Annotated in this window: 26 protein-coding genes; 19 read left to right on the plus strand and 7 right to left on the minus strand. The window is 67.7% G+C overall.

The features are described 5' to 3' along the window. The first annotated feature begins 67 nt into the window (after positions 1 to 67). From N5J73_RS13780 to N5J73_RS13795, 4 genes are read left to right on the plus strand one after another with little or no spacing between them, the layout of a single operon-like run. Entirely contained in the window at positions 68 to 646 is a 579-nt protein-coding gene (locus N5J73_RS13780; protein WP_049447348.1) for a nitroreductase, read from the plus strand. Then, entirely contained in the window at positions 631 to 1,587 is a 957-nt protein-coding gene (locus tag N5J73_RS13785; RefSeq protein ID WP_170272475.1) for a 5'-3' exonuclease H3TH domain-containing protein, read from the plus strand. Before N5J73_RS13780 ends, N5J73_RS13785 begins: the two co-directional genes overlap by 16 nt. Beyond that, positions 1,584 to 2,138, plus strand: a complete 555-nt coding sequence (locus N5J73_RS13790) for an NUDIX hydrolase (RefSeq protein ID WP_010481791.1) — start codon at positions 1,584 to 1,586, stop codon at positions 2,136 to 2,138. The genes N5J73_RS13785 and N5J73_RS13790 overlap by 4 nt, the downstream gene beginning before the upstream one ends. Then, entirely contained in the window at positions 2,131 to 2,928 is a 798-nt protein-coding gene (locus N5J73_RS13795; RefSeq protein ID WP_049447325.1) for an N-formylglutamate amidohydrolase, read from the plus strand. Before N5J73_RS13790 ends, N5J73_RS13795 begins: the two co-directional genes overlap by 8 nt. A gap of 136 nt (positions 2,929 to 3,064) precedes the next feature. Here N5J73_RS13795 and N5J73_RS13800 read toward each other — a convergent pair whose 3' ends face one another. Next, positions 3,065 to 4,483: an MFS transporter gene (locus N5J73_RS13800; RefSeq protein ID WP_049447323.1), complete on the minus strand. Its 1,419-nt coding sequence runs from the start codon at positions 4,481 to 4,483 to the stop codon at positions 3,065 to 3,067. 105 nt (positions 4,484 to 4,588) lie between these two features. Between N5J73_RS13800 and N5J73_RS13805 the strand changes: the two genes are divergently transcribed. After that, positions 4,589 to 5,473, plus strand: a complete 885-nt coding sequence (locus N5J73_RS13805) for a LysR family transcriptional regulator (protein WP_049447346.1) — start codon at positions 4,589 to 4,591, stop codon at positions 5,471 to 5,473. 72 nt (positions 5,474 to 5,545) lie between these two features. On the opposite strand, the gene pip is transcribed toward N5J73_RS13805, so the two are convergent. Both pip and prmC read right to left on the minus strand, forming a co-directional pair. Beyond that, positions 5,546 to 6,487, minus strand: a complete 942-nt coding sequence (pip, locus tag N5J73_RS13810) for a prolyl aminopeptidase (protein WP_049447322.1) — start codon at positions 6,485 to 6,487, stop codon at positions 5,546 to 5,548. Between the two features lie 48 nt (positions 6,488 to 6,535). Continuing rightward, on the minus strand, positions 6,536 to 7,393 hold the full coding sequence (gene prmC, locus N5J73_RS13815) for a peptide chain release factor N(5)-glutamine methyltransferase (RefSeq protein ID WP_049447320.1): 858 nt from the start codon (positions 7,391 to 7,393) through the stop codon (positions 6,536 to 6,538). A gap of 343 nt (positions 7,394 to 7,736) precedes the next feature. Here prmC and ahpC point away from each other — a divergent pair, with 343 nt between their 5' ends. From ahpC to N5J73_RS13840, 5 genes are all read left to right on the plus strand, one after another. Next, positions 7,737 to 8,300, plus strand: a complete 564-nt coding sequence (gene ahpC, locus N5J73_RS13820; RefSeq protein WP_005408159.1) for an alkyl hydroperoxide reductase subunit C — start codon at positions 7,737 to 7,739, stop codon at positions 8,298 to 8,300. A 226-nt stretch (positions 8,301 to 8,526) separates the two neighbouring features. After that, entirely contained in the window at positions 8,527 to 10,119 is a 1,593-nt protein-coding gene (gene ahpF / locus N5J73_RS13825) for an alkyl hydroperoxide reductase subunit F (RefSeq protein ID WP_049447318.1), read from the plus strand. Positions 10,120 to 10,204: 85 nt separating this feature from the next. Continuing rightward, the gene (locus N5J73_RS13830) at positions 10,205 to 11,167 is read left to right on the plus strand and encodes a LysR substrate-binding domain-containing protein (RefSeq protein WP_049447316.1); all 963 of its coding nucleotides are present in this window, start codon (positions 10,205 to 10,207) and stop codon (positions 11,165 to 11,167) included. A 123-nt stretch (positions 11,168 to 11,290) separates the two neighbouring features. Beyond that, positions 11,291 to 11,695 (plus strand): nucleoside diphosphate kinase regulator, encoded by a 405-nt coding sequence (gene rnk / locus N5J73_RS13835; protein WP_049447312.1) that lies wholly within the window; start codon positions 11,291 to 11,293, stop codon positions 11,693 to 11,695. A 50-nt stretch (positions 11,696 to 11,745) separates the two neighbouring features. Beyond that, positions 11,746 to 12,702, plus strand: a complete 957-nt coding sequence (locus N5J73_RS13840) for a transaldolase (RefSeq protein WP_049447310.1) — start codon at positions 11,746 to 11,748, stop codon at positions 12,700 to 12,702. Positions 12,703 to 13,268: 566 nt separating this feature from the next. Here the strand turns inward: N5J73_RS13840 and msrA are convergent. Beyond that, positions 13,269 to 13,934, minus strand: coding sequence for a peptide-methionine (S)-S-oxide reductase MsrA (gene msrA, locus N5J73_RS13845; RefSeq protein ID WP_032968772.1), 666 nt, complete (start codon positions 13,932 to 13,934; stop codon positions 13,269 to 13,271). Between the two features lie 30 nt (positions 13,935 to 13,964). Next, on the minus strand, positions 13,965 to 14,228 hold the full coding sequence (locus N5J73_RS13850; RefSeq protein WP_049444214.1) for a DUF2007 domain-containing protein: 264 nt from the start codon (positions 14,226 to 14,228) through the stop codon (positions 13,965 to 13,967). 250 nt (positions 14,229 to 14,478) lie between these two features. Between N5J73_RS13850 and N5J73_RS13855 the strand changes: the two genes are divergently transcribed. From N5J73_RS13855 to N5J73_RS13880, 6 genes are all read left to right on the plus strand, one after another. After that, a complete protein-coding gene (locus N5J73_RS13855) occupies positions 14,479 to 16,227 on the plus strand; it encodes a glutamine--tRNA ligase/YqeY domain fusion protein (RefSeq protein WP_164078730.1) in 1,749 nt (582 codons plus the stop codon). Positions 16,228 to 16,270: 43 nt separating this feature from the next. Further along, on the plus strand, positions 16,271 to 16,924 hold the full coding sequence (locus tag N5J73_RS13860) for a membrane protein (protein WP_049444218.1): 654 nt from the start codon (positions 16,271 to 16,273) through the stop codon (positions 16,922 to 16,924). A gap of 51 nt (positions 16,925 to 16,975) precedes the next feature. Beyond that, a complete protein-coding gene (locus tag N5J73_RS13865) occupies positions 16,976 to 17,698 on the plus strand; it encodes a DUF6348 family protein (protein ID WP_049444219.1) in 723 nt (240 codons plus the stop codon). Between the two features lie 98 nt (positions 17,699 to 17,796). Then, entirely contained in the window at positions 17,797 to 18,357 is a 561-nt protein-coding gene (locus N5J73_RS13870) for a nucleoside deaminase (protein ID WP_004154307.1), read from the plus strand. Continuing rightward, positions 18,341 to 19,408: a 23S rRNA (cytidine(2498)-2'-O)-methyltransferase RlmM gene (gene rlmM / locus N5J73_RS13875; protein ID WP_005408149.1), complete on the plus strand. Its 1,068-nt coding sequence runs from the start codon at positions 18,341 to 18,343 to the stop codon at positions 19,406 to 19,408. The genes N5J73_RS13870 and rlmM overlap by 17 nt, the downstream gene beginning before the upstream one ends. 48 nt (positions 19,409 to 19,456) lie before the next feature. Then, positions 19,457 to 19,852 carry a hypothetical protein gene (locus tag N5J73_RS13880; RefSeq protein ID WP_049444221.1) on the plus strand — a complete coding sequence of 132 codons (396 nt, stop codon included), beginning with the start codon at positions 19,457 to 19,459 and terminating at the stop codon, positions 19,850 to 19,852. A gap of 68 nt (positions 19,853 to 19,920) precedes the next feature. Here N5J73_RS13880 and N5J73_RS13885 read toward each other — a convergent pair whose 3' ends face one another. Together N5J73_RS13885 and ubiH are read right to left on the minus strand one after the other, a co-directional pair. Then, positions 19,921 to 21,102: a UbiH/UbiF family hydroxylase gene (locus N5J73_RS13885; protein WP_164078729.1), complete on the minus strand. Its 1,182-nt coding sequence runs from the start codon at positions 21,100 to 21,102 to the stop codon at positions 19,921 to 19,923. Continuing rightward, positions 21,099 to 22,307 carry a 2-octaprenyl-6-methoxyphenyl hydroxylase gene (ubiH, locus tag N5J73_RS13890; RefSeq protein WP_164078728.1) on the minus strand — a complete coding sequence of 403 codons (1,209 nt, stop codon included), beginning with the start codon at positions 22,305 to 22,307 and terminating at the stop codon, positions 21,099 to 21,101. The genes N5J73_RS13885 and ubiH overlap by 4 nt, the downstream gene beginning before the upstream one ends. A 107-nt stretch (positions 22,308 to 22,414) precedes the next feature. Here ubiH and N5J73_RS13895 point away from each other — a divergent pair, with 107 nt between their 5' ends. Genes N5J73_RS13895 through N5J73_RS13905 form a run of 3 tightly spaced genes read left to right on the plus strand, consistent with a single transcriptional unit; the run spans position 22,415 to position 24,510 of the window. After that, positions 22,415 to 22,999, plus strand: a complete 585-nt coding sequence (locus tag N5J73_RS13895; RefSeq protein WP_088024424.1) for a hypothetical protein — start codon at positions 22,415 to 22,417, stop codon at positions 22,997 to 22,999. An 8-nt stretch (positions 23,000 to 23,007) separates the two neighbouring features. Then, positions 23,008 to 23,562: a cob(I)yrinic acid a,c-diamide adenosyltransferase gene (locus N5J73_RS13900; protein ID WP_154348549.1), complete on the plus strand. Its 555-nt coding sequence runs from the start codon at positions 23,008 to 23,010 to the stop codon at positions 23,560 to 23,562. Between the two features lie 9 nt (positions 23,563 to 23,571). Continuing rightward, the gene (locus N5J73_RS13905; protein WP_049446378.1) at positions 23,572 to 24,510 is read left to right on the plus strand and encodes a histone deacetylase family protein; all 939 of its coding nucleotides are present in this window, start codon (positions 23,572 to 23,574) and stop codon (positions 24,508 to 24,510) included. The last annotated feature ends 5 nt before the right edge of the window (positions 24,511 to 24,515 follow it).

Below are 24,515 nucleotides of genomic sequence, written 5' to 3' on the forward strand. Positions count from 1 at the left end.
CGACACAGACGGCGTCATTGACCACCCCGACTATAATCAAGCACCCGTGATGACCGGTTCAGACTCCATGCCCGACCCCGCTGCCCTGCTTGCCCTGGATGCCCGCCGCTCGGTGCCCTCGCGGCAACTGGGCGAGCCCGGACCGGATGCGGCCACCCTGCACCGCATGCTGACCTCGGCCGTGCGTGTGCCCGACCACGGCAAGCGCGTGCCGTTCCGCTTCCTGAAGATCGCCGGCGATGCACGTCACACTCTGGGCGACTTCCTGGCCGAGCGCAGCCGCCAGCGCGACCCACATGCTGGCGAGGCGGTTTTCGAAAAGGACCGCCAGCGTTTCAGCCATGCGCCGCTGGTGATCGTGGTGGTGGCCAGCCCGCGTCCGGACCCGAAGGTGCCCGAACAGGAACAGCTGATGACCGCCGGCTGTGTCTGCTTTGCCCTGCTGCAGGCCGCGCAGGCGCTGGGCTTCGGTGCACAGTGGCTGACCGCATGGATGGCCTTCGATCCAGTCGTGCAGGCACACCTTGGCCTGACTGAGGGCGAGGGCATCGCCGGCTTCATCCATATCGGGACACCCAAGGCGGAGGTGCCTGAGCGCGAGCGGCCAAGCGTCGCGACCCTGCTGCAGGACTGGACCGGCCAGTGAGCGTGGTGAATGCCATGCCGCTGCCGCCGCCGCTGTATCTGGTGGATGCCAGCATCTACGTGTTCCGCGCCTGGCATTCGCTGCCGGACGAATTCCAGGACAGCCAGGGCTGGCCGACCAACGCAGTACACGGATTTGCCCGCTTCCTGCTGGACCTGCTGGAGCGCGAGCGCCCCCGGCACATCGCCATCGCCTTCGACGAGGCGTTGGACAGTGGCTTCCGCCACCGCCTGTACGCGGCCTACAAGGCCAACCGCGACCCGGCGCCGGAAGCGTTGAAGCGCCAGTTCGTGCACTGCAAGGCGCTGTGCGCAGCGCTGGGCCTGGTGGTATTGGCCCACCATGACTACGAGGCCGACGACCTGATCGGCAGTGCCCTGCACCAGCACCGGCACAGCCATCGCGGCCTGATCATTTCCGCCGACAAGGACCTGTCGCAGCTGCTGCTGGACCACGACGAACAGTGGGACTACGCACGCAACCAGCGCTGGGACGTGGCCGGGGTGAAGGCGCGGCACGGCGTACACGCGCACCAGATCGCCGATTACCTGGCGCTTTGCGGCGATGCGGTGGACAACATCCCCGGCATCAGTGGCGTCGGCAGCAAGTCCGCCGCCGTGCTGCTGGCCCATTTCGGCAGCATGGATGCGCTGTACGAACGCCTGGACGAAGTGCCGTTCCTGCGCCTGCGCGGCGCCGCACAGATGGCGGTGCGCCTGCGCGAGCAGCGCGAGCACGCCCAGCTCTGGCGCCAGCTGACCACCATCGCGCTGGACGCGCCGCTGGAAGGCAGCCAGCCCGGCCTGCTGCGCCAGGCGGCCGACCCGGAGCTGCTCGGTGGCCTGTGCCAGACCCTGCGCTTCGGCCCGATGACCCGCCGCCGGCTGTTCGAAGCCGCTGGCGTGGCCGACCCTCTTCCCACCCACAGCGAGCCCGCATGAGCCAGCGCAACACCGAAGCCCCGCGTGTCGTCTATGAAGGCAAGTACCAGCGCATGCTGGTGCGCGGCACCTGGGAATACAGCGAACGTACCCATGCCGGTGGCCTGGCGGCGATCATCATCGCCGTCACCCCGGAGGACAAGGTGCTGTTCGTCGAGCAGTTCCGCGTGCCGCTGCAGGCACCCACCATCGAGATGCCGGCCGGCCTGGTCGGCGACATCCACGCCGGCGAATCGATCGAAGTCTCGGCGGTGCGCGAGCTGGAAGAAGAAACCGGCTGGACCGCCGATCACGCCGAAGTGCTGATGATTGGCCCCACCTCCTCCGGCGCCAGCAGCGAAAAAATCGCCTTCGTGCGAGCTACCGGCCTGCGCCGGATCGGCGAAGGTGGCGGCGATGACAGCGAGGACATCACCGTGCATGAGATTCCGCGCAGTGAGGCTGCGGCCTGGCTGGTGCAGAAGATGGGCGAAGGCTACGAGCTGGACGCCAAGCTCTGGGCCGGGCTGTGGATGATCGAGCATCACCTGGACGGACGCCCGCGTGGCTGACGCCGACCTGCATGCACTGCCGGCGCTGCTGGGCGCCGATGATCCGGCAATCTACGCGATCCACCGGGCGCAGGGCGCGTCGCCGTACCTGCTGCTGGCCGACCACGCCGGCCAGCAGGTGCCGCGTGCATTGGCGGGCCTTGGCCTGGCCCAGGCGGAGCTGGACCGCCATATCGGTTGGGACATCGGCATTGCCGGCACCACCCGGGCACTGGCCGAGCGGCTGGATGCCTGGGCGATCGAACAGACCTATTCGCGGCTGCTGATCGACTGCAACCGTCCGCTGGCCTCGCCGACGCTGATTCCGGAAGTGAGTGACCACACCGTGGTGCCGGGCAATGCCGGGTTGTCGGCGGCACATCGCCAGCAGCGCATCGATGCGATCCACGCGCCCTACCACGCGCGCATCGACGCAGAACTGGATGCGCGCGGAGGTGCCGGCCGCCCCACCCTGCTGGTGATGATGCACAGCTTCACCCCGGCGATGAACGGCACGCAGCGACCGTGGCATGCCGGCGTGCTGTACCACCAGGACACGCGCTTTGCGCATGCCTTGCTGCAGGCACTGCGCGAGGAAGGCGATCTGGTGGTGGGTGACAACGAACCGTATTCGGTCAGCAGCACCAGCGACTACGCGGTGCCGGTGCATGGCGAAGGCCGCGGGCTGGTGCACGTGGAACTGGAAATCCGCCAGGACCTGATTGCCGATGTGGCTGGGCAGCAGGCGTGGGCGGAGCGGCTGGCGCGGATCTTCAGCGCATTGCAGCCGCAGTTGCTGGCGTTCGGTTGAACGCGCGTGGATCCAGTCCGGATCGGTAGTACCGGCCGCTGGCCGGCAACCTCAGGGTAGTTGGATCAATGTATTTGCCGGCCAGCGGCCGGCACTACCGCAGGCATGGCACATCCCCCCACGGCAGCGCCTTCAATCATGCCTCGCTGACCGGGCAGACGGCGGCGGCCGATTCGACCGGCGCCGGGCGCAGGCCCAGCGCGATCACCACGCCGAGCGCGGCGAACATCGCGGCGCCGTACTGTGCATTGACCATGCCCTGCAGGGCGTCGGCACTGGTTGCTGCCTGCGTGCCGCGCGCGGCGTTGGCCACCATCACCAGCACCGCCAGTCCCAACGCGCCGCCGATCTGCTGTGCGGTGGCCGCCATGCCGGACGCGACACCCTGCTGCGGCCCCGGCACGCCCTGCCCGGCCACGATCCACATCGCCGTCCAACTCATGCCCTGACCGACGCTGAGCACCACGATGCCCGGCAGCAGCGGCCAGTAACCGGCGCCATGCGGCATCGCCAGCGCCACCGCAGCGATGCCGATGGCACCCGCAGCGAAGCCCCAGGCCAGCACCTGCCGTGGCGAACGGCGCCGCAGCATGCGTTCGGCAATACGGATGCCGAAGGTGCACACCAACGTCGGCAGCAGGAAGGCCATGCCGGCCTGCAGCGGGCTCCAGCCATAGCCATCCTGGAAGTAGAGCGCCAGGAAGTAGTACTGCACGCCATAGCTGCTCATGAACGCGAAGGTCAGGCCGAGTGCCGCGCGCAGGCCCGACAGGCGCAGCAGCGCGAACTGCATCAGCGGGTCACGGCTGCGCTTTTCGATCTGCACGAACACCGTCAACAGCACGGCTGAAAGCAGCAGGCAGATCAGCGTGGCCGGTGCAGTCCAGCCCCACTCCGGCCCTTGCACCAGGGTGGTGACCAGCAGGCTGCCGCCGGCGGTGACAGTGAGGCAGCCAGCCAGATCGAAGGAACGGCCCTGCACCCGCGGACCATCGGCCGGCAGCCATGCACCGGCGGCGACCGCGCAGGCGGTGGCCAGCGGCACGATCACCGCCAGCACCGCCGGCCAGCCGAACGCCTGGGTCAATACGCCGCCGAGCAGTGTGCCCAGCGCCAGGCCCACCGCGCTGGCCATGCTCCAGATCGCCAGCGCGCGGTTGCGCACCGGGCCTTCGGCGTACAGCGTGTTGATCAGCGCCAGCGTGGCCGGGAACAGCAGTGCGGCACCGATGCCCTGCGCTGCACGCGCGATGATCAGCCAGGTCGCATTCGGCGCCAGTGCGCCAAGCAATGAGGCCAGCGCGAACAGCAGCATGCCCAGCCGGTAGAAGCGGCGACGGCCGATCAGGTCGGCGGCGCGGCCACCCAGCAGCAGGCTGCCGCCGAAGGCGACGGTGTAGGCACTGACCACCCATTGCAGCTGCTGCGCATTGATCTGCAGCGCGCGCCCCATGTCGTGCAGGGCGACGAAGATGATGGTGGCGTCCAGGGCGATGATCAGCTGTGCGGTGGCCAGCAGGGTCAGCGCCCAGCGCGGGTATTTGAGGGGAGGCATCGGCGGTCTGGATCGATGGGGGAGCGCAGTCTCATTGATGCGACCGAATCAATAAACCCCCTGCCCACCATTTCTGTCATGATTTTCCGCATGAATGCAGCCTCGATGGACCTCAATGCGGTGCGCATGCTGGTGCAGGTGGCCGAAGCGCGCAGTTTCACCGTGGCCGCCGGTCAGCTCGGCCTGAGCCAGTCCGGCCTGTCCCGCGCGATCGGGCGGCTGGAGGCCACGCTGGGGGTGAAGCTGCTGCAGCGGAACACCCGCAACGTGGCGCTGACCCCGGATGGCCGCCAGTTCGTGGAACAGGTGGCACCGCTGCTGGCCGGCCTGGACGATGCCGAGCGGCAACTGGCCGACCGCCCGTGCACGCCCTCGGGCACGTTGAAGATCAGTGCACCGTCGATGTTCGGGCGCAAGGTGCTGGTGCCGATGCTGGCGCCGTTGCTGCAACAGCATCCGCACCTGCAGGTGGAAGCGGTGCTCAGCGACCGCCTGGTCGATCTGGTCGAGGAAGGTTTCGATGCCGCGCTGCGCACCGGCGTCATCGCCGACCAGCGCATCGTCGCGCGGCCATTGCGGCCGCTGCGCTGGGTGACGGTGGCCAGCCCCGCCTATCTGGCCCGCTGTGGCGCACCGGACGATGTGGCCGCGCTGCAGGATCACGCGTGCCTGGCGGTGCGCAACCTGCGCAGTGGCCGGCTGGTGGACTGGCAGTTCCTGCAGGACGGGCAACTGCGCGAGGTCACGCCACCGACGCGGATGGTGTTCGACAGCGGCGATCCGCTGGTGGAAGCGGCCATCGCCGGTATCGGCATCGTGCAGGTGATGGATTTTGCGGTGGCCGATGCGCTGGCCGACGGCCGCCTGCAGCGCGTGCTGCAGCCGTTCGAGGGCCGCAGCCGCGAACTGTCGTTGATCTACCCGCCGTCGCGCCAGCATTCGCCAAAGCTCCAGGTGCTGGCCGACGCGTTGCTGGCCGGGGATTGGTAGCGCCGGCCGCTGGCCGGCGTCTGCAGGAATCCAACCGTCTCAGGTTTGCTGGCCAGCGGCCGGCACTACCGATCAGGCGAAGCTATCGGTGGCGCGCACCAGCGCGTCCACGTTCTCGGCTTCGAACGCCGAATGGCCTGAAGCCGGGGTGATTTCCAGCTTTGCCTTCGACCACACCTTGGTCAGGTCCCAGGCGTTGGCCAACGGGCAGACCACGTCGTAGCGGCCGTGCACGATCACGCCGGGAATATCGGCGATGCGGTGCGCGTCGCGCAGCAGCTGGTCTTCCACCTCGAAGAAGCCGCCGTTGACGAAATAGTGGTTCTCGATGCGGGCGAACGCCAGCGCGAAATGCGGGTCTTCGTGGCTGTTGATGAAGTCGTCATCGACATGCAGGAAGCTGGTCGCACCTTCCCACACTGCCCACGCCTTGGCCGCTTCCAGGCGGGTGGTTTCGTCGTCGCTGGTCAGGCGGCGGTGGAAGGCGGAGATCAGGTCATGACGCTCCACCGACGGAATCGGCTTCAGGTAATGCTCCCAAGCATCCGGGAACAGGCGGTTGGCGCCTTCCTGGTAGAACCATTCCAGCTCCCAGCGACGCAGCATGAAGATGCCGCGCAGGACCAGTTCGGTCACGCGCTGCGGGTGGGTTTCGGCGTAGGCCAGCGCCAGGGTCGAACCCCAGCTGCCGCCGAACACCTGCCAGCGATCGACCTTCAGGTGCTCGCGCAGCTTCTCGATATCGGCAACGAGGTCCCAGGTGGTGTTGTCCACCAGGTCGGCGTGCGGGGTGGAACGCCCAGCACCGCGCTGGTCGAACAGGATGATGCGGTACTTGGACGGGTCGTGGAACTGGCGCATCTTGTCGCTGCAGCCGCCGCCCGGGCCACCGTGCAGCATCACCACCGGCTTGCCGTCCGGATTGCCGCACTGTTCGAAGTACAGCGTGTGGCGGTCGTCGACCTTCAGGGTGCCGACGTCGTAGGGGGTGATGGCGGGGTACAGCGTACGCATGCTTGCAGCTCCAGGGTGATGCCCTGCCGGGGCAGGAGAACCTCCATTCTAGGCCGGACGCCGGCCCAGGGTGATGCGGTCGCGCTGCTCCAGATCCTGCACGGTCTGCACCTCGGCAAAACCCGCTGCGTCGAACAGCGCGCGGATCGCCTCGCCCTGGTCCCAACCATGCTCGATCAGCAACCAACCGCCGGGCAGCAGGTGGGCCTGCCCACCGCCGATGATGCGGCGGATGTCATCCAGGCCATCCGGACCGGAGGCCAGTGCGGTGGCCGGCTCGAAGCGCAGGTCACCCTGTTTCAGATGCGGGTCGTCGCTGGCGATATACGGCGGGTTGCTGGCAATCAGGTCGAAGCGGGCACCCTGCAGCGGCGCATACCAGTCGTGCCCGCCCTCGGCGAAGCGGACGTTGCGCAGTTCATGGCGGGCCGCGTTTCGCGCAGCCACCGCCAACGCGCCTGGGCTGGCATCGGTGGCCAGCACCTGCGCCTGCGGCCGTTCGCTGGCCAGTGCCAGTGCGATCGCACCGCTGCCGGTGCCCAGGTCGGCCAGCTGCAGCGCGCGGCCAGGCGGCAGTCGCTCCAGCGCCAGTTCAACCAGCAGCTCGGTTTCCGGACGCGGGATCAGCGTGGCCGGGTCGACCTCCAGGTCGAGCGTCCAGAATCCGCGGCGGCCGGTCAGGTAGGCCACCGGCTCACCGGCCACGCGGCGGGCCAGCAACGCCTCGAAGGCGGCCTGGTCATTGGCGGCCAACGGATCGGTGGCGTGCGCGAACAACCAACTGCGCGGGCGGTCCAGTACGTGCAGCAGCAGCAGTTCCGCCTCGTGGCGGGCCTCGCTGCCGCCCAGGCGGGCGCTGGCATCGGCCACGATCTGGCGCAGGGTGGGTTCGGTTTGGAAAGACATGCCGCAATTGTAGAGTCGAGCTTGCTCGACTGCTTTTGATTGAGATGACGGGCGGGTCCGGAAAAGCCGTCGAGCAAGCTCGCCGCTACAAAAGCCGAGATCCGTTCAGGTTCTGGCGAACGAAATAAGGAGGGGCTATCGGCCCCATTCAGCGGCCCCGCAAGATTTTCCTTGTCACACAGCCAGTTGCAGGGTGGGCACGGCAAGGTTCAGTGCCGGCTCATGGCATTACGATAGACTACATCTATCAAATAGATGCAATCAATGGATTGTTCTTATCGCGAGCGAATCGGTAACCTAGCTCCTGTCGATTCACCCACTCCCCTTCACCAGAGGAAAAACGATGTCCCTGATCAATACCCAGATCCAGCCGTTCGAAGCCAACGCTTACCACAATGGCGAGTTCATCAAGGTTTCCGACGCCAGCCTGAAGGGCCAGTGGTCCGTCCTGATCTTCATGCCGGCCGCCTTCACCTTCAACTGCCCGACCGAGATCGAAGACGCGGCTGACCACTACGCCGAGTTCAAGAAGGCCGGCGCCGAGGTCTACATCGTCACCACCGATACCCACTTCTCGCACAAGGTGTGGCACGAAACCTCGCCGGCCGTCGGCAAGGCCCAGTTCCCGCTGGTCGGCGACCCGACCCACCAGCTCACCAATGCCTTCGGCGTGCACATTCCGGAAGAAGGCCTGGCCCTGCGCGGCACCTTCATCATCAACCCGGAAGGCGTGATCAAGACCCTGGAGATCCACTCCAACGAGATCGCCCGTGACGTGTCCGAGACCCTGCGCAAGCTGAAGGCTGCCCAGTTCACCGCCGCCAACCCGAACCAGGTCTGCCCGGCCAAGTGGAAGGAAGGCGAGAAGACCCTGACCCCGTCGCTGGACCTGGTCGGCAAGATCTAACGCAGTACCGGCCTGCCGTGGCCCCACGCCACGGCGCGCCTTTCATCCCCGTGCCGGCCCCCCCCGCCGGCGTGGGGGTGAACCCAAGACAGCCAACGCTCGCCCGCCTTGGCCAGCCAGCCCCTTCCACGGTCGCTGTCTTGGGTTCACCCCTACCCCCTGCTGGTCCGCTACCTTCTACAGCGGTGCCACGCCCCCTGTTTGCCTGAAGCCAGGAGATGACCCGATGTTGGACGCCAACCTGCAGTCGCAGCTGAAGACCTATCTGGAGCGCGTGACCCGCCCGATCCAGATCACCGCGCACGCCGACGACGGCGCCAAGTCGCAGGAAATGCTGGACCTGCTGCAGACCCTGGAAAGCCTGTCGGACAAGATCACGCTGCAGGTGCTGCGCGATGGCCAGGGCCGCGTGCCGTCCTTCGACCTCGGCACCCCGGGCCAGGACATCCACCTGACCTTCGCCGGCCTGCCGATGGGCCACGAGTTCACCTCGCTGGTGCTGGCCCTGCTGCAGGTGGGCGGCCACCCGTCCAAGGCCACCGCCGAGCTGATCGAGCAGGTGCAGAACCTGGAAGGCGAGTACACGTTCGAAACCTACTTCTCGCTGTCCTGCCAGAATTGCCCGGATGTGGTGCAGGCGCTGAACCTGGCCGCGGTGCTCAACCCGCGCATCCAGCACGTGGCCATCGACGGCGCCCTGTTCCAGGACGAAGTCGAGAAGCGCGAGATCATGTCGGTGCCGACCGTGTACCTCAACGGTGAAGTCTTCGACCAGGGCCGCATGACCCTCGAACAGATCGTGGCCAAACTGGATACCAATGCCAGCAAGCGCGATGCCGAGAAGATCGCCGCCAAGGACGCCTTCGACGTGCTGGTGGTGGGCGGTGGCCCGGCCGGCGCAGCAGCGGCGATCTACGCCGCACGCAAGGGCATCCGCACCGGCATCGCCGCCGAGCGTTTTGGTGGCCAGGTGCTGGACACCATGGCGATCGAGAACTTCATTTCGGTGAAGGAGACCGAAGGCCCGAAGCTGGCCACGGCGCTGGAACAGCACGTGCGCGAGTACGAGGTGGACATCATGAACCTGCAGCGCGCCAGTGCGCTGGTGCCGGCCGGTGAAGACGGCCTGGTGCAGGTGCAGCTGGAGAACGGCGCGGTGCTGAAGTCGCGTTCGGTGATCCTGTCCACCGGCGCGCGCTGGCGGCAGATGAACGTGCCGGGCGAAGACCAGTACCGCAACAAGGGCGTGGCCTACTGCCCGCATTGCGATGGTCCGCTGTTCAAGGGCAAGCGCGTGGCGGTGATCGGCGGCGGCAACTCCGGCGTGGAAGCGGCCATCGATCTGGCCGGCATCGTGTCGCATGTAACCCTGCTGGAGTTCGATTCCAGCCTGCGCGCCGATGAAGTGCTGCAGAAGAAGCTGCGCAGCCTGGGCAACGTCACCGTGTTGACCAGCGCGCAGACCACCGAAGTGCTGGGCGACGGCAGCCGTGTCACCGGCCTGGTCTACAAGGACCGCGTCGGCGGCGACGCCCACCGCGTCGAGCTGGAAGGCATCTTCGTGCAGATCGGCCTGCTGCCCAACACCGAGTGGCTGAAGGACACCGTGGCGCTGTCGCCGCGTGGCGAGATCGTCATCGACGACCGCGGCCAGACCAACCTGCCGGGCGTGTTCGCTGCTGGCGATTGCACGACGGTACCCTACAAGCAGATCATCATCGCCATGGGCGCCGGTTCGACCGCCGCACTGAGCGCGTTCGACCACCTGATCCGCTCGTCGGTAAGCAACAGCAGCGGTGCCGTTGCTGAAGCTGCCTGATCCACCGTTCCCAGATCACCGGGAGCATTGTCTGCCTGTCGGGTAACCACGCCGTCAGCCGGTCCGTTACCCATGGGGTGTAAGGATGAACCTACGTGATCTGAAGTACCTGGTAGCCCTGGCCGACCACAAGCATTTCGGCCGGGCTGCCGCCTCCTGCTTCGTCAGCCAGCCCACGCTGTCCACGCAGATCCGCAAGCTGGAGGAAGAGCTGGGCCTGCCGCTGGTGGAACGCGCACCGCGCAAGGTGATGCTGACCCCGGCCGGCCAGGAAGCGGCGGCACGGGCGCGGGTGATCGTGTCCGAAGTGGAACAGCTGAAGGAAGCGGCGCGACGCAGCCGCGATCCGGAAGCCGGTACGGTGCGCCTGGGGATCTTCCCGACCCTGGGCCCGTACCTGCTGCCGCATGTGATCCCGCGCATCCGCGATCGCTTCCCGGAGCTGGAACTGCTGCTGGTCGAGGAAAAGAGCGATGTGCTGCTGGACCGCCTGCGCGAAGGCAAGCTCGACGCAGCACTGCTGGCACTGCCGGTGATCGACGACCAGCTGCATGCCGAGTTCCTGTTCGAGGAACCGTTCCTGCTGGCTGTTTCCGGACGCCACCCGCTGGCCCGTCGCGAACACCTGGACGTGCAGGAGCTGGCCACGCAGAAGCTGCTGCTGCTGGAAGACGGGCATTGCCTGCGCGACCAGGCACTGGAAGTCTGCCGCCTGTTCGGTGCCAACGAGAAATCCGAGTTCCGCGCCACCAGCCTGGAAACCCTGCGGCAGATGGTCGCCGCCGACGTCGGCATCACCCTGCTGCCGAGCCTGTCGGTGCAGCCGCCGGTGCCGCGTTCGAACAACATCCGCCTGCTCGACTTCACCGGCGAGGGCCGTCCCAGCCGCCGCATCGCCATGATCTGGCGCCGCAGCTCGGCCATGAACGATTTCCTGATGGAGCTGGCCGACCAGTTCAAGCGCCTGCCGCAGACACTGTTCACCCTGGAGGCGGTCAACGCCGCCGACGACACGGCCGCCCTGCCCGGCCCCGCGCTGAACGGCTGAACCCCCGCAGCACCGGCCTGGAATCGGCAGGAGTCGATTCCGGCCGCATTTGTCCCCACAATACAGACAGGCGGCGCCAGCAGGTGCCGCCTTTTGCATGGCTTTCAACCAAGGAGCTTCACCATGAACACCGCCAGCGGCCTGCCGCCGTCGATCACCGTTTCTACCTTCGACATGGACCGCCTGGACGCCATGCTCGAATCCCCTGCGCTGAGCCAGACGCCTGCCGCGCTCGCGCTTGCCGAAGAACTCAACCGTGCCACCGTGCTGGCACCGGACCAGATTCCCGAAGGCATCGTCATGATGCATTCGCGCGTGGAGTGCGAAGATGAAGTGTCGGGCGAAAAGCACGTCCTGACCCTGGTCTTCCCCCGCGAAGCCAACGTCGATGAAGGCAAGGTCTCCGTACTGGCCCCGGTCGGCACCGCCCTGCTGGGCCTGGCCATCGGCCAGAGCATCGACTGGAACGCGCCTGGCGGCCGCAAGCTGCGCCTGCGCGTGACCGCGGTCCACAACGACCGCCCCTGATTACCGCTGCGCACCGCGCGCGATTCGATCCCCCTGCACCAGGAGCCGTAATGAGTACCCCGTCCAAACTGTCCCAGCTGCGCGAACTGTCCGTGGTCGTTGCCGATACCGGTGACTACGAGGCGATCAAGCGCCTGCAGCCGGTGGACTGCACCACCAACCCGACCCTGGTGAAGAAGGCGCTGGACCTGCCGGTCTACGCCGAGCTGATCGAACGCGAACTGGCCTGGGGCCGCCAGCAGGGTGGCGACCGCGAAGCCGTGGTGCACGCCGTGGCCGACCGCCTGACCATCGGCGTCGGCGCGCTGCTGAGCACGCTGGTGCCCGGCCGCGTGTCCACCGAAGTGGATGCCGACCAGGCCCACGACACCGCTGCCACCGTGGCCAAGGCCCGCCAGTTCATCCAGATGTACGCCGATGCCGGCGTGCCGCGCGAGAAGATCCTGATCAAGATCGCCGCGACCTGGGAAGGCGTGGAAGCCGCGCGCATCCTGCAGGCCGAAGGCATCGACTGCAACCTGACCCTGATCTTCAACCCGACCCAGGCGCTGGCCTGCAGCGAAGCCGGCGCGTTCCTGATCTCGCCGTTCGTCGGCCGCATCCTGGACTGGTACGTGGCCAACGGCCAGGCCCCGGCCAGCATCGACGAAGACCCGGGCGTGAAGTTCGTGCGTGGCGTGTATGCCGAATTCAAGCGTCGCGGTTCGCCGACGGTGGTGATGGGCGCCTCGTTCCGTTCGACCGCGCAGATCGAAGCACTGGCCGGCTGCGACCGCCTGACGATTTCGCCGGACCTGCTGGAGAAGCTGGACGCCGACCATGGCGAGCTGCCGCGCAAGCTGGTGGCCGGTGTGGCCGATGGCGTGGCGGTGACCCCGATCGATGCGGCGAAGTTCGCGGCGGACCTCGCGGCCGATCCGATGGCGACCGAGAAGCTGGCGACCGGTATCGATGCGTTTGCCAAGGATCTGGAAGCACTGCGCGAGCGGATCCGCGCGGCACTGTGATTCCGGCCAACGGCTGAGCCCCTCGTGGCGGGTCGGTTGGTCGCGAAAGGCATGAAGCAACAGCCGTGCTGGGTCGGGCGAGTTGGGTTCGCGGGAGACGCCGTGAATCCATCCCTGGAGGCTTGGCCGCCGCATCCATGCGGCGGACACTCCCGCGAACCCAACCCGCCCGCCCTCTGACAGTTTCCTGTGGCCGCCCGCCGCGGAAGAAAGAAAGAAGAGCAAAAGCGGGTCGCGCGCTTCGCTTGCTCGGAGCCGAGCATGGCTCCGCTCTACAGAAAGCACTGCAGGACCAAACAAAAAGGACGCGGCGAAGGCCGCGTCCTTTTTGTTTTCCTTCAATCGTCAGTAACCCATGCTCTTGCCCACCGTCACCGGGAAACTGTCGAAGGTGGGACGGGGGCGGCTGGCAGGACCGTTGGCGCCATGGATGGCGCCATCGAGCCCCCATGGACGGGTTTACGGCGTGTCCTGCCTGCCGCCCCCGTCCCGCCCAACCATCAGCAACCCAGAGCCGCTTTGGATGTTGATGTTGACGTTGCCCGCCGCAGGCTGACCACCGCGCGTCAGCGCGGCGCCTCCACATCCAACCCGATCGGGCAGCTCACGCCGGTACCGCCGATGCCGCAGTAGCCGTTCGGGTTCTTCGCCAGGTACTGCTGGTGATAGTCCTCGGCGTAGTAGTAGGCCGGTGCCGGGTACACGATCTCGGTGGTGATCGGGCCGTAGCCGGCCGCATCCAGCTGCGCCTGGTAGGCCTCGCGGCTGGCCAGCGCGGCGGCGTACTGCGCCTCGTCGGTGGCGTGGATCGCCGAACGGTACTGGGTGCCGGTGTCGTTGCCCTGGCGCATGCCCTGGGTCGGGTCGTGGCTTTCCCAGAACAGCTGCAGCAGCCGCTCCAGGCTCACCACCGCCGGGTCGAACACCACCTGCACCACTTCGGTGTGGCCGGTCAGGCCCGAGCAGACCTCTTCATAGGTCGGATTCGGGGTGATGCCGCCGGCATAGCCCACCGAGGTGCTGTACACGCCCGGTTCGGTCCAGAACTTGCGCTCGGCGCCCCAGAAACAGCCCAGCGCGAAACGGATCTGCTGCAGGCCGGCGAAGCGGTCCTTCAGCGGATGGCTGTTCACGAAGTGCTGGTTGCTGTGCAGCGGCAGCGGCTGGTCACGCCCCGGCAGTGCTTCTTCCGGGCGCGGCAGGCGCTGCTTGAAGGCGCCGATGCCGAGGATGCCCTCGCCAATTCCCAACATGATGCGCTCCTACGCCGGCAGTCCGGCTATGTCGTCTGCATCTGAAATGGGGGCGTCCGGCGCATGGCCCAAGTCCAGCCCCGCCACGATGTCCTCAGCCTGCGGGCGTGCTGCGTCGGGGATACCGACCCGCAGCACACCGAACAGCGGCAGTTCACCCATGCCGCCCAGCAACGACTCGCCGAACACGAAGGCCGGAATGCCGGCATCTTCCAGCGCGTGCTTGACCAGATGAGCGTCGAACAGGTTGTCGGCCTTGTACACGATGTGCATGCGGCGCCTCCGTGGGAGAGGGTTCCAGCATACGCCCGGGTGCTGAATGGTGGTGGTGACGGCGCATGACCGTTCTGCCGGCCAGCGGCCGGCACTTCCCACCCATCTTCCGGCAGCGGGCCGGCGGAATGTGGATCGCCGTGCAATTGGGTAGTGCCGGCCGCTGGCCGGCATCCGCACACCCCACCGGGCAGCCCTGCCCCGTACGCGCTAGACTGTTGGTCTTTCTGCCCTTTTTCGCCCCAGACTCATGTCCGAGCACACCCCCGCCAGCCCCGAGACCCCCGCCGACAGCCACGAGAAGCGCGATTTCATCCGCCAGATCGTGCGCGAGGACCTGGCCAGCGGAAAGCACCAGGCGATCAAGACCCGCTTCCCGCCGGAGCCGAACGGCTACCTGCACATCGGCCATGCCAAGTCGATCTGCCTGAACTTCGGCATCGCCGGTGAGTTCAGCGGCGTCTGCAACCTGCGCTTCGACGACACCAATCCGGCCAAGGAAGATCCCGAATACGTGGCCGCGATCCAGGACGACGTGCGCTGGCTGGGCTTCGAGTGGAACGAGCTGCGCCATGCCTCGGACTACTTCCAGGCCTACTATCTGGCCGCCGAGAAGCTGATCGAACAGGGCAAGGCTTACGTCTGCGACCTGTCGGCCGAAGAAGTGCGTGCCTACCGCGGCACCCTGACCGAGCCGGGCCGTCCGTCGCCGTGGCGCGACCGCAGCGTCGAGGAAAACCTCGACCTGTTCCGCCGCATGCGCGCCGGTGAATTCCCGGATGGCGCGCGCACCCTGCGCGCCAGGATCGACATGGCCAGCGGCAACATCAACCTGCGCGATCCGGCGCTGTACCGCATCAAGCACGTCGAACACCAGAACACCGGCAACGCGTGGCCGATCTACCCGATGTACGACTTCGCGCATGCACTGGGCGATTCGATCGAGGGCATCACCCACTCGCTGTGCACGCTGGAATTCGAAGACCATCGCCCGCTGTACGACTGGTGCGTGGACAACGTCGACTTCGCCCACGATGACGCGTTGACCCAGCCGCTGGTCGATGCCGGCCTGCCGCGCGAAGCGGCCAAGCCGCGCCAGATCGAGTTCTCGCGCCTGAACATCAACTACACGGTGATGAGCAAGCGCAAGCTGATGGCGCTGGTTACCGAGCAGCTGGTGGACGGCTGGGAAGACCCGCGCATGCCGACTCTGCAGGGCCTGCGTCGCCGTGGCTATACCCCGGCGGCGATGCGCCTGTTCGCCGAGCGCGTGGGCATCAGCAAGCAGAATTCGCTGATCGACTTCAGCGTGCTGGAAGGCGCGCTGCGCGAAGACCTGGACAGCGCCGCGCCGCGTCGCATGGCGGTGATCGATCCGGTCAAGCTGGTGCTGACCAACCTGCCGGAAGGCCACGAAGAGCAGCTCACCTTCAGCAACCACCCGAAAGACGAGAGCTTCGGCAGCCGCGAAGTGCCGTTCGCACACGAAGTGTGGATCGACCGCGAGGACTTCGCCGAAGTGCCGCCGAAGGGCTGGAAGCGCCTGGTGCCGGGTGGCGAAGTGCGCCTGCGCGGCGCCGGCATCATCCGCTGCGATGAAGTGATCAAGGATGCCGACGGCACCATCACCGAGCTGCGCGGCTGGCTGGATCCGGAATCGCGTCCGGGCATGGAAGGCGCCAACCGCAAGGTCAAGGGCACCATCCACTGGGTCAGCGCCGTGCATGGCGTACCGGCCGAGATCCGCCTGTACGACCGCCTGTTCTCGGTGCCGAACCCGGATGATGAATCGGAAGGCAAGACCTACCGCGATTACCTCAATCCGGAATCGCGCCGCACCGTCACCGGCTATGTCGAGCCGGCCGCGGCCAGCGCCGCGCCGGAGCAGTCGTTCCAGTTCGAACGTACCGGCTACTTCGTCGCCGACCGCCGCGACCACACCGAAGCCAAGCCGGTGTTCAACCGCAGCGTGACCCTGCGCGATACCTGGTCGGCCTGAGGACCTGCGCGGGCGCCAGCACGGCGCCCGCACGCCATCGACAATGATCACCGCCCTCTCCGTCCTGTTCTGGTTCATCTCGCAGCATCCGCTGCTGACGTTCTTTGCAGCAATGGTGCTGGCCGGGCTGGTCTCGTGGTGGCGGCGCTTTCCGGGCTACGCCATCGTGGTGTTCCCGCTGGCGATGCTCAACATGTTCCTCGGCCACTTCCTCAATGCCGCCTTCCTCAACGTGGTGGGCGAGCGTGGTGAAGCGGTGATCGTCAAGGCCGAGCAAACCAGCTCCACGCTCAACGAACAGTACATCTGGCGGTACGAAGGGGTGCTGCGTACCGCCGAGGGCCGCGACGTGGAGGTGGTGTTCCACACCAACACCGCCTCGCTATGGCCGCTGGAAAACGCCATCCGCATCCCGGCGCGCGACCAGCCGTTCGTGGTGAAGTACACGCCGGGCTTCCCGCGCAACTTCGTCATCCTCACCAACGAATCCCCGCATGGTGTCGCCCAGGCCCGGACCAGCGCGCGCGAGCGCGTGGAGGTGGCGGCGCGCAAGCTGCACTTCAGCCCGGGCAATGCCGAATTCCGCGCGGACTATCGCCGCGAGCTGGAAACCTGGCTGCGCGACCACGGCAACGATCCGCAGCAGCAATCCGACGCGCAGCGATATCGCGCCGAACTCGACGCGCTCGACCGCTAGATCCCCAGGCCCTGCCTGGATGTCCCCCCCCCATCCACCCACAGGCCTGACATGACCACGACCTCCGCCGCCCTCCTCCCGCTGCTGCAGCAGGTCCTGCAGGACGCGGGCGTCGCCAGCCACGTCGACGGCAACGCGCTGCTGCTGGACAGCGGCCTGCGCCTGACCCCGCATGCAATGGCCGCACACGCGCGCGACAACGGTGGTTGGCAGACCTCCACCGTCATCGAAAGCCAGCATCCGCAGTTGTTCGCCAATGGCCTGTTCGAGTACCAGCACGCAAATGGTGCCGATGAGCAGGCATCGCTGTTGTCCGGCTTCCTGGCCTGGGCCCGAGTGGACCTGGTGACCCTGCAGACCGCGATCGGCGCCCAAGACGCACAGGGCCTGCCGATGATGGGCCTGACCTATCCGGCCGGTGACAATGGCGAGGAACACGAGCGCACCGTGGTGCTGGGGCCGTTGGCGCACTACCGTGCACAGGAAGTGGATGCCTCCACCTGCAGCGAAGACGATCATGGCTCCTGCCCCTGCTGCCTGTTCACCCGCAGCATGGACGCCTTCGACGACCTGCTGAAGGCCCGCCAATTCCTCGCCATCCGCCTGTTCGCCTCGCGCGATGCCGATGGCCTGTGCGAGGCCGATTGCCGGGTCAACGGCCACGACTTCGCCGCCGCCCTGCCCCTGCTGCGCACCTACGCGGCCAGCTGGCCGCAGGCCGGGCTGGAGTTCCGCAAGCAGTACGTGGTGATCCGCACCGGCTCGCCGGGCTGACCCACCGCCACACCCGATACAGGCCGGTGCAGCTACACTGCGCGCCGGTTTCCCAAGCAACCGCACCTTCTTCCATTCCACTACGAGGCACCCCCGCGATGCTGTACGCGCAAGTCCACCTGACCCTTCCCGCCTGGATCCACGACCAGATCGACCTGGATCGTCGATATCCGGGCGATGAGGCCAAGGTCGCGCTGGCGATCGAGCTGTCGCGGCTGAACGTCGAGCACGCCAGTGGCGGTCCGTTCGGTGCCGTGGTGTTCGGCCCGGATGACAAGGTCATCGCCGCCGGCGTGAACCGGGTGATGCCGCACGCGACCTCGCTGGCGCACGCCGAGAACATGGCTTACATGCTGGCCCAGCAGCGCCTGCAGACCCCGCGCCTGAACGCGGTGCTGTCGCCGGTCACCCTGGCCACCAGCTCGCAGCCGTGCTGCCAGTGCTACGGCGCCACCGTGTGGGCCGGTATCGACCGCCTGCTGATCGGTGCCAACTCGGCCGACGTCGAAGAGCTGACCCCGTTCGATGAAGGTCCGCTGCCGGCCGACTGGGTGGGTGAACTCAACAAGCGTGGCATCGAAGTGGTGCAGGGCCTGAACCGCGACGCCGCGCGCAGCGTGCTGCGTGCCTATGGGGAAAGCGATGGCGCCCGTTACTGAAACCGGCATCGGCCTGCTGTGCCTGTGCCGGCAGGGCTTCGAGCCCGAGCTGGCCGGCGAGCTGCAGTTCCGTGCCGGCGAAGCCGGTTTCGCCGGTTATGCGCGTACCCAGCGCAATGACGGCTACGTGCTTTTCATGTGCGACGAAGCCGCCGCGCTGGCGCCGCGCCTGCGCTGGCGCGAGCTGATCTTCGCGCGGCAGAAGCTGGTGGTGCTGGCCGAACTGCCGCAGCTGGACCCGGCCGACCGCATTACCCCGATGCTCGACGTGCTGGCCGATGCGCCGCGCTTCGGCGACCTGTGGGTGGAACACCCGGACTCGGACGCCGGCAAGCCGCTGTCCGGGTTGGCCCGCGCCTTTGGCAATGCGCTGCGCCCGGCGCTGCGCAAGGCTGGCAAGCTGACTGACAAGCCGAACAACCGCCTGCCGCGCCTGCACGTGGTGTTCGTCGACGGCACCCATGCCTTCGTCTGCGTGGCCGACCCGGCCGACAGTGCGCCGTGGGCACTGGGCATCCCGCGCCTGAAGCTGCTGCCCGAAGCGCCTTCGCGTTCGGCGCTGAAGCTGGACGAAGCCCTGCTGACCCTGCTGACGCCGGAGGAGCGTGAAGCGCTGGCCAAACCCGGCATGCGCGCGGCCGACCTGGGTGCGGCCCCCGGCGGCTGGACCTGGGTGCTGACCCGCCAGCACATGCACGTGCTGAGCATCGACAACGGCCCACTGCGCCAGCACGTACTGGACACCGGCCTGGTCGAGCACCTTCGCGCCGATGGCTTCCACTGGCACCCGGAGCAGCCACTGGACTGGATGGTCTGCGACATGGTCGAGCAGCCGCGCCGCGTGGCCGAACGCATGGCCACCTGGTTCCGCGAAGGCTGGTGCAGGCACGCGATCTTCAATCTGAAGCTGCCGATGAAGAAGCGCTGGGACGAAACCCGCTTGTGCCTGGACCTGTTCCAGGACCAGGCCGGCAAGCCGCTGGTGGTACGCGCCAAGCAGCTCTATCACGACCGTGAGGAGATCACGGTATTGGCCTCGCCGCTGCGCTGAGGAACATGCCCGCCGGGCATGGGCCCGGCGCTACCGAGGAAGGGAACCATGCGATACCACTCGCTCGCCATGCTGATCACCCTGCTGGCAGCCACACCTGCCATTGCCCAGCAGCTGCCGCACACCCCTGCGCAGAGCCAGCCGCTGGGCCCCACCGGCGGCGCGATCCGCCAGCAACCGCTGGATGCTGGCCGGGTCAGCGGCAGCGTCGAGATTGCACAGCCGGCCGGCGAGGCACAGGTAACCGTGCGTTCGCTGGAACCGAGCAGCGTGGTCGGCCAGTACCGCATCCACTTCGCCGCGCTGGATGTGAACGGCGATGGTTTCATCAGCCGCGAGGAAGCACAGGCCAACCCGGCGCTGGCCGATGAGTTCAATGCGTTGGACGTGAAGCGTCGCGGCAAGCTGGATCGTGCCGACCTTGCCGGTTGGCTGGTTGACTGAAAAAAGGGACGGAGGGGATTAAGTCGTATGTGCACATACGACTTAATCCCCTCCGTCCCTTTTTTGCGTTAGACGCCGGCGGCGCGCTTCCAGAACGCCTGCACCAGCGGCGGCCACTTGCCGACACAGCCCAGCGCGCGGCCACGGGCCAGGGTCAGGTGCATTTCGTCGTTGGAGAACAGGCGGTTGATCGCATCGAAGCTGTAGGCGGCGATGTGGTTGTCGCTACGCCGTTCGCGCGCCCAGCGCTGCAGGCGCTGTGGCGACAGCCGCGGCTGGCCACGGCGCTCGGCCGATGGCGCCAGCCACTGCTGCAGGGCGGCCACATCGCGCAGGCCCAGGTTCACGCCCTGCCCGGCCAGCGGATGCACCACATGCGCGGCATCACCCAATGCCAGCACACGGCCGGCCACGTAGTGACGGGCCAGCTGGCGACGCAGCTGGAAGGCTGCGCGCGGTGACGCCAGCCGCAGGTCACCCAGGCGCGCCGCGAAGGCGCGGGTCAGTTCGCGGTTGAACGCATCTTCGTCCAAGGCCAGCACACGTGCCGCCTCATCCTCAGGCAGGGTCCAGACGATCGAGCTGCGGCGCTCGGCCACAGGCAGCAGCGCCAGCGGCCCGCTCGGCAGGAAACGCTGCCAGGCGGTGGCCTGGTTGGGAAGATCGCTGTCCACGTAGGCCACCACGCCACGCTGGTGGTAGTCGTGCCGCTCCACCTCGATTCCGGCCAGCTGGCGCAGGGTCGATTCGGCGCCGTCGGCGGCCACCGCCAACGCCGCTTCCAGGCGACGACCGTCATCCAGGCGCAGGCGCACGCCGTCTTCATCCTGTTCCAGCGCTTCCACCCGTGCCGGGCAGTGCAGCTGCACGCCCGCCGCCGGCAACGCCGCCCACAGCCGATCCTGCAGCAGGCCGTTCTCGACGATATAGCCCAGCTCACGACGGCCGAAGCGATCGGCGTCGAACAGAAGATCTTCGCCACCGGCGGCATCCCACACCTGCATGCGCCGGTAGGGCCAGGCGCGGGCCTGGGCGATTGCCGGCCACACGCCCAAGCGGTTCAACAGTTGTACGTTGTCAGCGGCGAAGGCAAACACGCGCAGGTCCGGCTGTGCGGCCTGCCACGGTGCCGGCTCACGGCCTTCCACCAGCGCAACCGACAGGCCGGCGTCGGCCACCGCCAGCGCGCAGGCGGCACCGACCACGCCGCCACCAACGATGGCCACATCAAGGCGCATGCGCCGGCTCATGCGGCTTCCCCGCGGCACAAGCGCGGCACGTCGCCACGGAAGCCCATCGCGCCACCGACCAGCATCGACTGCACCGAGGCGCGCTGTGCGGCCACCAGGCCGAGACTGCGCAACGGCCGCATCAGCGGCGCCGGGTTGCTGGTCAGCCGCGCCAGGCCTCCGGAGAACGCCACCGTCTGCCGGCGGTCTTCCTCGCGGCGCGCGACGTAGGCCTGCAGCATTGCATCACTGCCGGCATCCTCATGCGCATCCTCCAGCAGTTCGGCCAGGGTCAGCGCATCGCGCAGGCCCAGGTTGAAGCCCTGTGCACCCAGCGGGTGGATGGTCTGCGCGGCATTGCCCAGCAGCACCGTGCGCTCACCGGCCAGCGCGCGCGCCAGTACCTGGATGAGCGGGTAAGCACTGCGTGGGCCGGATTCGAGCAGGCGACCAGCACGCCAGCCGATCGCGTTCTGAAGGCGTTGCAGCCAGGCCGCATCGTCCAGCGCCATCACCGCATCGGCCTGGTCGCGCGCTACGCCATGCACGGTGCCGAAGTGACGATCACCACGCGGCAGCAGGGCAGTCGGGCCGGTATCGGTGAACCGCTCCCAGGCCGTGCCGTCCGGCGCGCTCTGGCTGCGCACGCGGGCCACGAACAGGGTCTGCTGGAAATCATGGCGGTCGACCTCGATGCCCAGCGCGCCACGCACGCCGCTGGTGGTGCCATCGGCCCCGACCACCAGGCGTGCCAGCAGCACGCGTTCGCCGGCCTCGTCAGCCACCCGTACCTGGCGGTAGCCATCGACCACGTCGCCCAGGCCCACGAATCGCATCGGCCGGTAACGGCGCAGGCGCGGCAGCTCCTGCAGGCGCGCTTCCAGCGCCTGGCCGAAATCGCGCGCGACCACCACCTGGCCGAACCACGGCCGGTCGTAATCGGCCGCTTCGAGCTGCACACGGCCGAAATCGCCGGCACGGCTGACATGGATGCGCCGGATCGGGCCCGGCGCCATCGCCAGTTTCTGCATCACCCCCAGCGCGGTCAGCGCATTGACGGTAGCAGCGGCGAAACTGAGATTGCGTTGATCGAACACCGCAGGCAGCTCACCGGCCGGGCTCGCCTCGAGCAGGCCCACGTCGCGGCCCAGCCGGTCCAGGGCGATGGCCAGGCTGGCACCGATCAGGCCACCACCGACGATCAGCACGTCATGTCGTTCACTCATGGTGTTCATGATACGCGCTCGCCCCGACTGTACGCCGAACGGGCGGCACCTGCGCCAACCTGCGCGGCGGGCTAGAATGAAACCTGAATCCGCTCCGGGCCCCCACCATGTCCGACACCGCCAACCGCGCCTTCGTCCTGTCCGTGCTCGTACTGCTGCTGGCGGCGACCCGGGTCAATCACTTCGCGGCGATCCCCGATGCCTCCTGGGCCGTGTTCTTCATCGGTGGCTTCTACCTGGCCCGCTGGACGCGCTGGGCGTTCCCGCTGCTGATGGTGTTCGCGGTGCTGGTGGACTGGATCGTGATCCGCAGCAGCGGCCTGGACTTCTGGCAGCACTACTGCGTGTCGCCGGGCTACTGGCTGCTGCTGCCGGCCTATTTCTCGCTGTGGGCCGGCGGCATGCTGCTGGGCCGCAACTACCAGAGCGCGCGCTGGCCGGTACTGGCCAAGGGCGCGCTGCTGCTGGTCGCCTCGGTGGCGGTCTGCCACCTGCTGGCGCAGGGCGGCTTCTACTGGACCAGCCGCAACGTGGCCGAGCCGACCCTGGCCGGCTGGGCACAGAACTACGCGCAGTGGTTCGGCCCCTACCTGCGCACCACGGCGATCTACGTGGCGCTGGCCGCCGCCCTGCAGCTGGCCGTGGAGCAGGTGTTGAAGCTCCAGCAGGCCCGCCGCGACATCCGCCACTGAGCCGCGACATGGGTCATCGCCTCTCGCGCATCTACACCCGCACCGGCGACGACGGCAGTACCGGCCTCGGTGACGGCCAGCGCGTGGCCAAGGATGACGCCCGGGTGGCGTCCTACGGCACCGTCGACGAGGCCAATGCCGCGCTCGGCCTGCTGCTGGCCGTGCCCCTGCCCGAGGATGTGCGCGCGCTGGTGGTGCATCTGCAGCACCAGCTGTTCGACCTGGGCGCCGAACTGTGCATCCCCGGCCACGCCGCGATCCACGCCGCCGACGTCTCGGCCCTGGAACAGCAGCTGGACCATTACAACGCCGACCTGCCGATGCTGAAGGAATTCATCCTGCCGGCCGGTGGCGAGGCCGCCGCGCGCTGCCACCTGGCCCGCACCATCGTCCGCCGCGCCGAGCGCGAAACGGTCACCCTGGCCCGCCACGAAGCCGTGCGCAGCGAGGCGCTGCAGTACCTGAACCGGCTGTCGGACCTGTTGTTCGTACTGGCCCGGGTACTGGCCCGCGCCGATGGCCAGGGCGAAGCGCTGTGGCAACCACAGCAGCGCCAGCGCTGAGTCGGCACGATGCTGGTCTATACCCACCCGTCCTGCCTGTTGCATGACCCCGGTCCCGGCCATCCCGAGTGCCCGCAACGTCTGCAGTACGTACTCGATGCGCTGCATGCAGCCTTCCCTGGGCAGCTCGAATGGCGCGAGGCGCCGCCAGCCAAGTTCGGCGAACTGACCCGGGTCCACGACAGCGCCCTGCTCGACTTCGTGCTGCAGCCGCAGACCGCGCCGCTGCGCCAGCTGGACATGGACACCTGGACCTCGCCGGGTTCGGCCAGCGCCGCCGTGCACGCCGCCGGTGCCGGTGTGGCCGCAGTCGATGCGGTGATGCTGGGCGAGGACCCTCTGGCCTTCTGTGCGGTGCGCCCGCCGGGCCACCACGCCACCAGCAGCACGGCGATGGGCTTCTGCCTGTTGAACAACATCGCCATCGCCGCCGCCTATGCCCGCGACCGCCATGGCCTGGAGCGGATCGCGGTGGTCGATTTCGACGTGCACCACGGCAACGGCACCCAGGACATCTTCCAGCACGATGCCCGGGTCTCGTACTACAGCACCCACCAGGCCGGGCTGTTTCCCAATTCCGGCCTGCGCCGCGACCGCGGTGCCGGCAACCTGATGAACATCCTGTTGCCGCCGGGCAGCGGCGGCTTCCGCTTCCGCAACGTCTGGGCCGACGAGATGCTGCCGGCCATCGACGACTTCCGCCCGCAGCTGCTGCTGATCTCGGCCGGCTTCGACGCCCACCTGCGTGATCCGCAGGCGGACCTGATGCTGGAGACCGACGATTTCGCCTGGATCACCCGTGAACTGCACGCGCTGGCGCGTCGTCACGCGGCCGGCCGGGTCGTGTCGATGCTGGAAGGTGGCTACGACCTGCAGGCCCTTGCAGAGTGCAGCGTAGCCCACGTCCAGGCCCTGATGTCACCGGCGTCCAGCGCCGCCGCCGGATGAACCCG

Source organism: Stenotrophomonas sp. GD03654, from assembly GCF_029845105.1.
GTDB lineage: Bacteria > Pseudomonadota > Gammaproteobacteria > Xanthomonadales > Xanthomonadaceae > Stenotrophomonas > Stenotrophomonas africana.

What these genes read in the sequence shown, in the direction of transcription:
- N5J73_RS13780 (WP_049447348.1), top strand. Translation starts at nt 68, where the DNA reads ATGCCCGACCCCGCTGCCCTGCTTGCCCTGGATGCCCGCCGCTCGGTG.
- N5J73_RS13790 (WP_010481791.1), top strand. Translation starts at nt 1,584, where the DNA reads ATGAGCCAGCGCAACACCGAAGCCCCGCGTGTCGTCTATGAAGGCAAG.
- N5J73_RS13800 (WP_049447323.1), bottom strand. Translation starts at nt 4,483, where the DNA reads ATGCCTCCCCTCAAATACCCGCGCTGGGCGCTGACCCTGCTGGCCACC.
- N5J73_RS13805 (WP_049447346.1), top strand. Translation starts at nt 4,589, where the DNA reads ATGGACCTCAATGCGGTGCGCATGCTGGTGCAGGTGGCCGAAGCGCGC.
- pip (WP_049447322.1), bottom strand. Translation starts at nt 6,487, where the DNA reads ATGCGTACGCTGTACCCCGCCATCACCCCCTACGACGTCGGCACCCTG.
- prmC (WP_049447320.1), bottom strand. Translation starts at nt 7,393, where the DNA reads ATGTCTTTCCAAACCGAACCCACCCTGCGCCAGATCGTGGCCGATGCC.
- ahpC (WP_005408159.1), top strand. Translation starts at nt 7,737, where the DNA reads ATGTCCCTGATCAATACCCAGATCCAGCCGTTCGAAGCCAACGCTTAC.
- ahpF (WP_049447318.1), top strand. Translation starts at nt 8,527, where the DNA reads ATGTTGGACGCCAACCTGCAGTCGCAGCTGAAGACCTATCTGGAGCGC.
- N5J73_RS13830 (WP_049447316.1), top strand. Translation starts at nt 10,205, where the DNA reads ATGAACCTACGTGATCTGAAGTACCTGGTAGCCCTGGCCGACCACAAG.
- rnk (WP_049447312.1), top strand. Translation starts at nt 11,291, where the DNA reads ATGAACACCGCCAGCGGCCTGCCGCCGTCGATCACCGTTTCTACCTTC.
- N5J73_RS13840 (WP_049447310.1), top strand. Translation starts at nt 11,746, where the DNA reads ATGAGTACCCCGTCCAAACTGTCCCAGCTGCGCGAACTGTCCGTGGTC.
- N5J73_RS13850 (WP_049444214.1), bottom strand. Translation starts at nt 14,228, where the DNA reads ATGCACATCGTGTACAAGGCCGACAACCTGTTCGACGCTCATCTGGTC.
- N5J73_RS13855 (WP_164078730.1), top strand. Translation starts at nt 14,479, where the DNA reads ATGTCCGAGCACACCCCCGCCAGCCCCGAGACCCCCGCCGACAGCCAC.
- N5J73_RS13860 (WP_049444218.1), top strand. Translation starts at nt 16,271, where the DNA reads ATGATCACCGCCCTCTCCGTCCTGTTCTGGTTCATCTCGCAGCATCCG.
- N5J73_RS13865 (WP_049444219.1), top strand. Translation starts at nt 16,976, where the DNA reads ATGACCACGACCTCCGCCGCCCTCCTCCCGCTGCTGCAGCAGGTCCTG.
- N5J73_RS13870 (WP_004154307.1), top strand. Translation starts at nt 17,797, where the DNA reads ATGCTGTACGCGCAAGTCCACCTGACCCTTCCCGCCTGGATCCACGAC.
- rlmM (WP_005408149.1), top strand. Translation starts at nt 18,341, where the DNA reads ATGGCGCCCGTTACTGAAACCGGCATCGGCCTGCTGTGCCTGTGCCGG.
- N5J73_RS13880 (WP_049444221.1), top strand. Translation starts at nt 19,457, where the DNA reads ATGCGATACCACTCGCTCGCCATGCTGATCACCCTGCTGGCAGCCACA.
- N5J73_RS13885 (WP_164078729.1), bottom strand. Translation starts at nt 21,102, where the DNA reads ATGAGCCGGCGCATGCGCCTTGATGTGGCCATCGTTGGTGGCGGCGTG.
- ubiH (WP_164078728.1), bottom strand. Translation starts at nt 22,307, where the DNA reads ATGAGTGAACGACATGACGTGCTGATCGTCGGTGGTGGCCTGATCGGT.
- N5J73_RS13895 (WP_088024424.1), top strand. Translation starts at nt 22,415, where the DNA reads ATGTCCGACACCGCCAACCGCGCCTTCGTCCTGTCCGTGCTCGTACTG.
- N5J73_RS13900 (WP_154348549.1), top strand. Translation starts at nt 23,008, where the DNA reads ATGGGTCATCGCCTCTCGCGCATCTACACCCGCACCGGCGACGACGGC.
- N5J73_RS13905 (WP_049446378.1), top strand. Translation starts at nt 23,572, where the DNA reads ATGCTGGTCTATACCCACCCGTCCTGCCTGTTGCATGACCCCGGTCCC.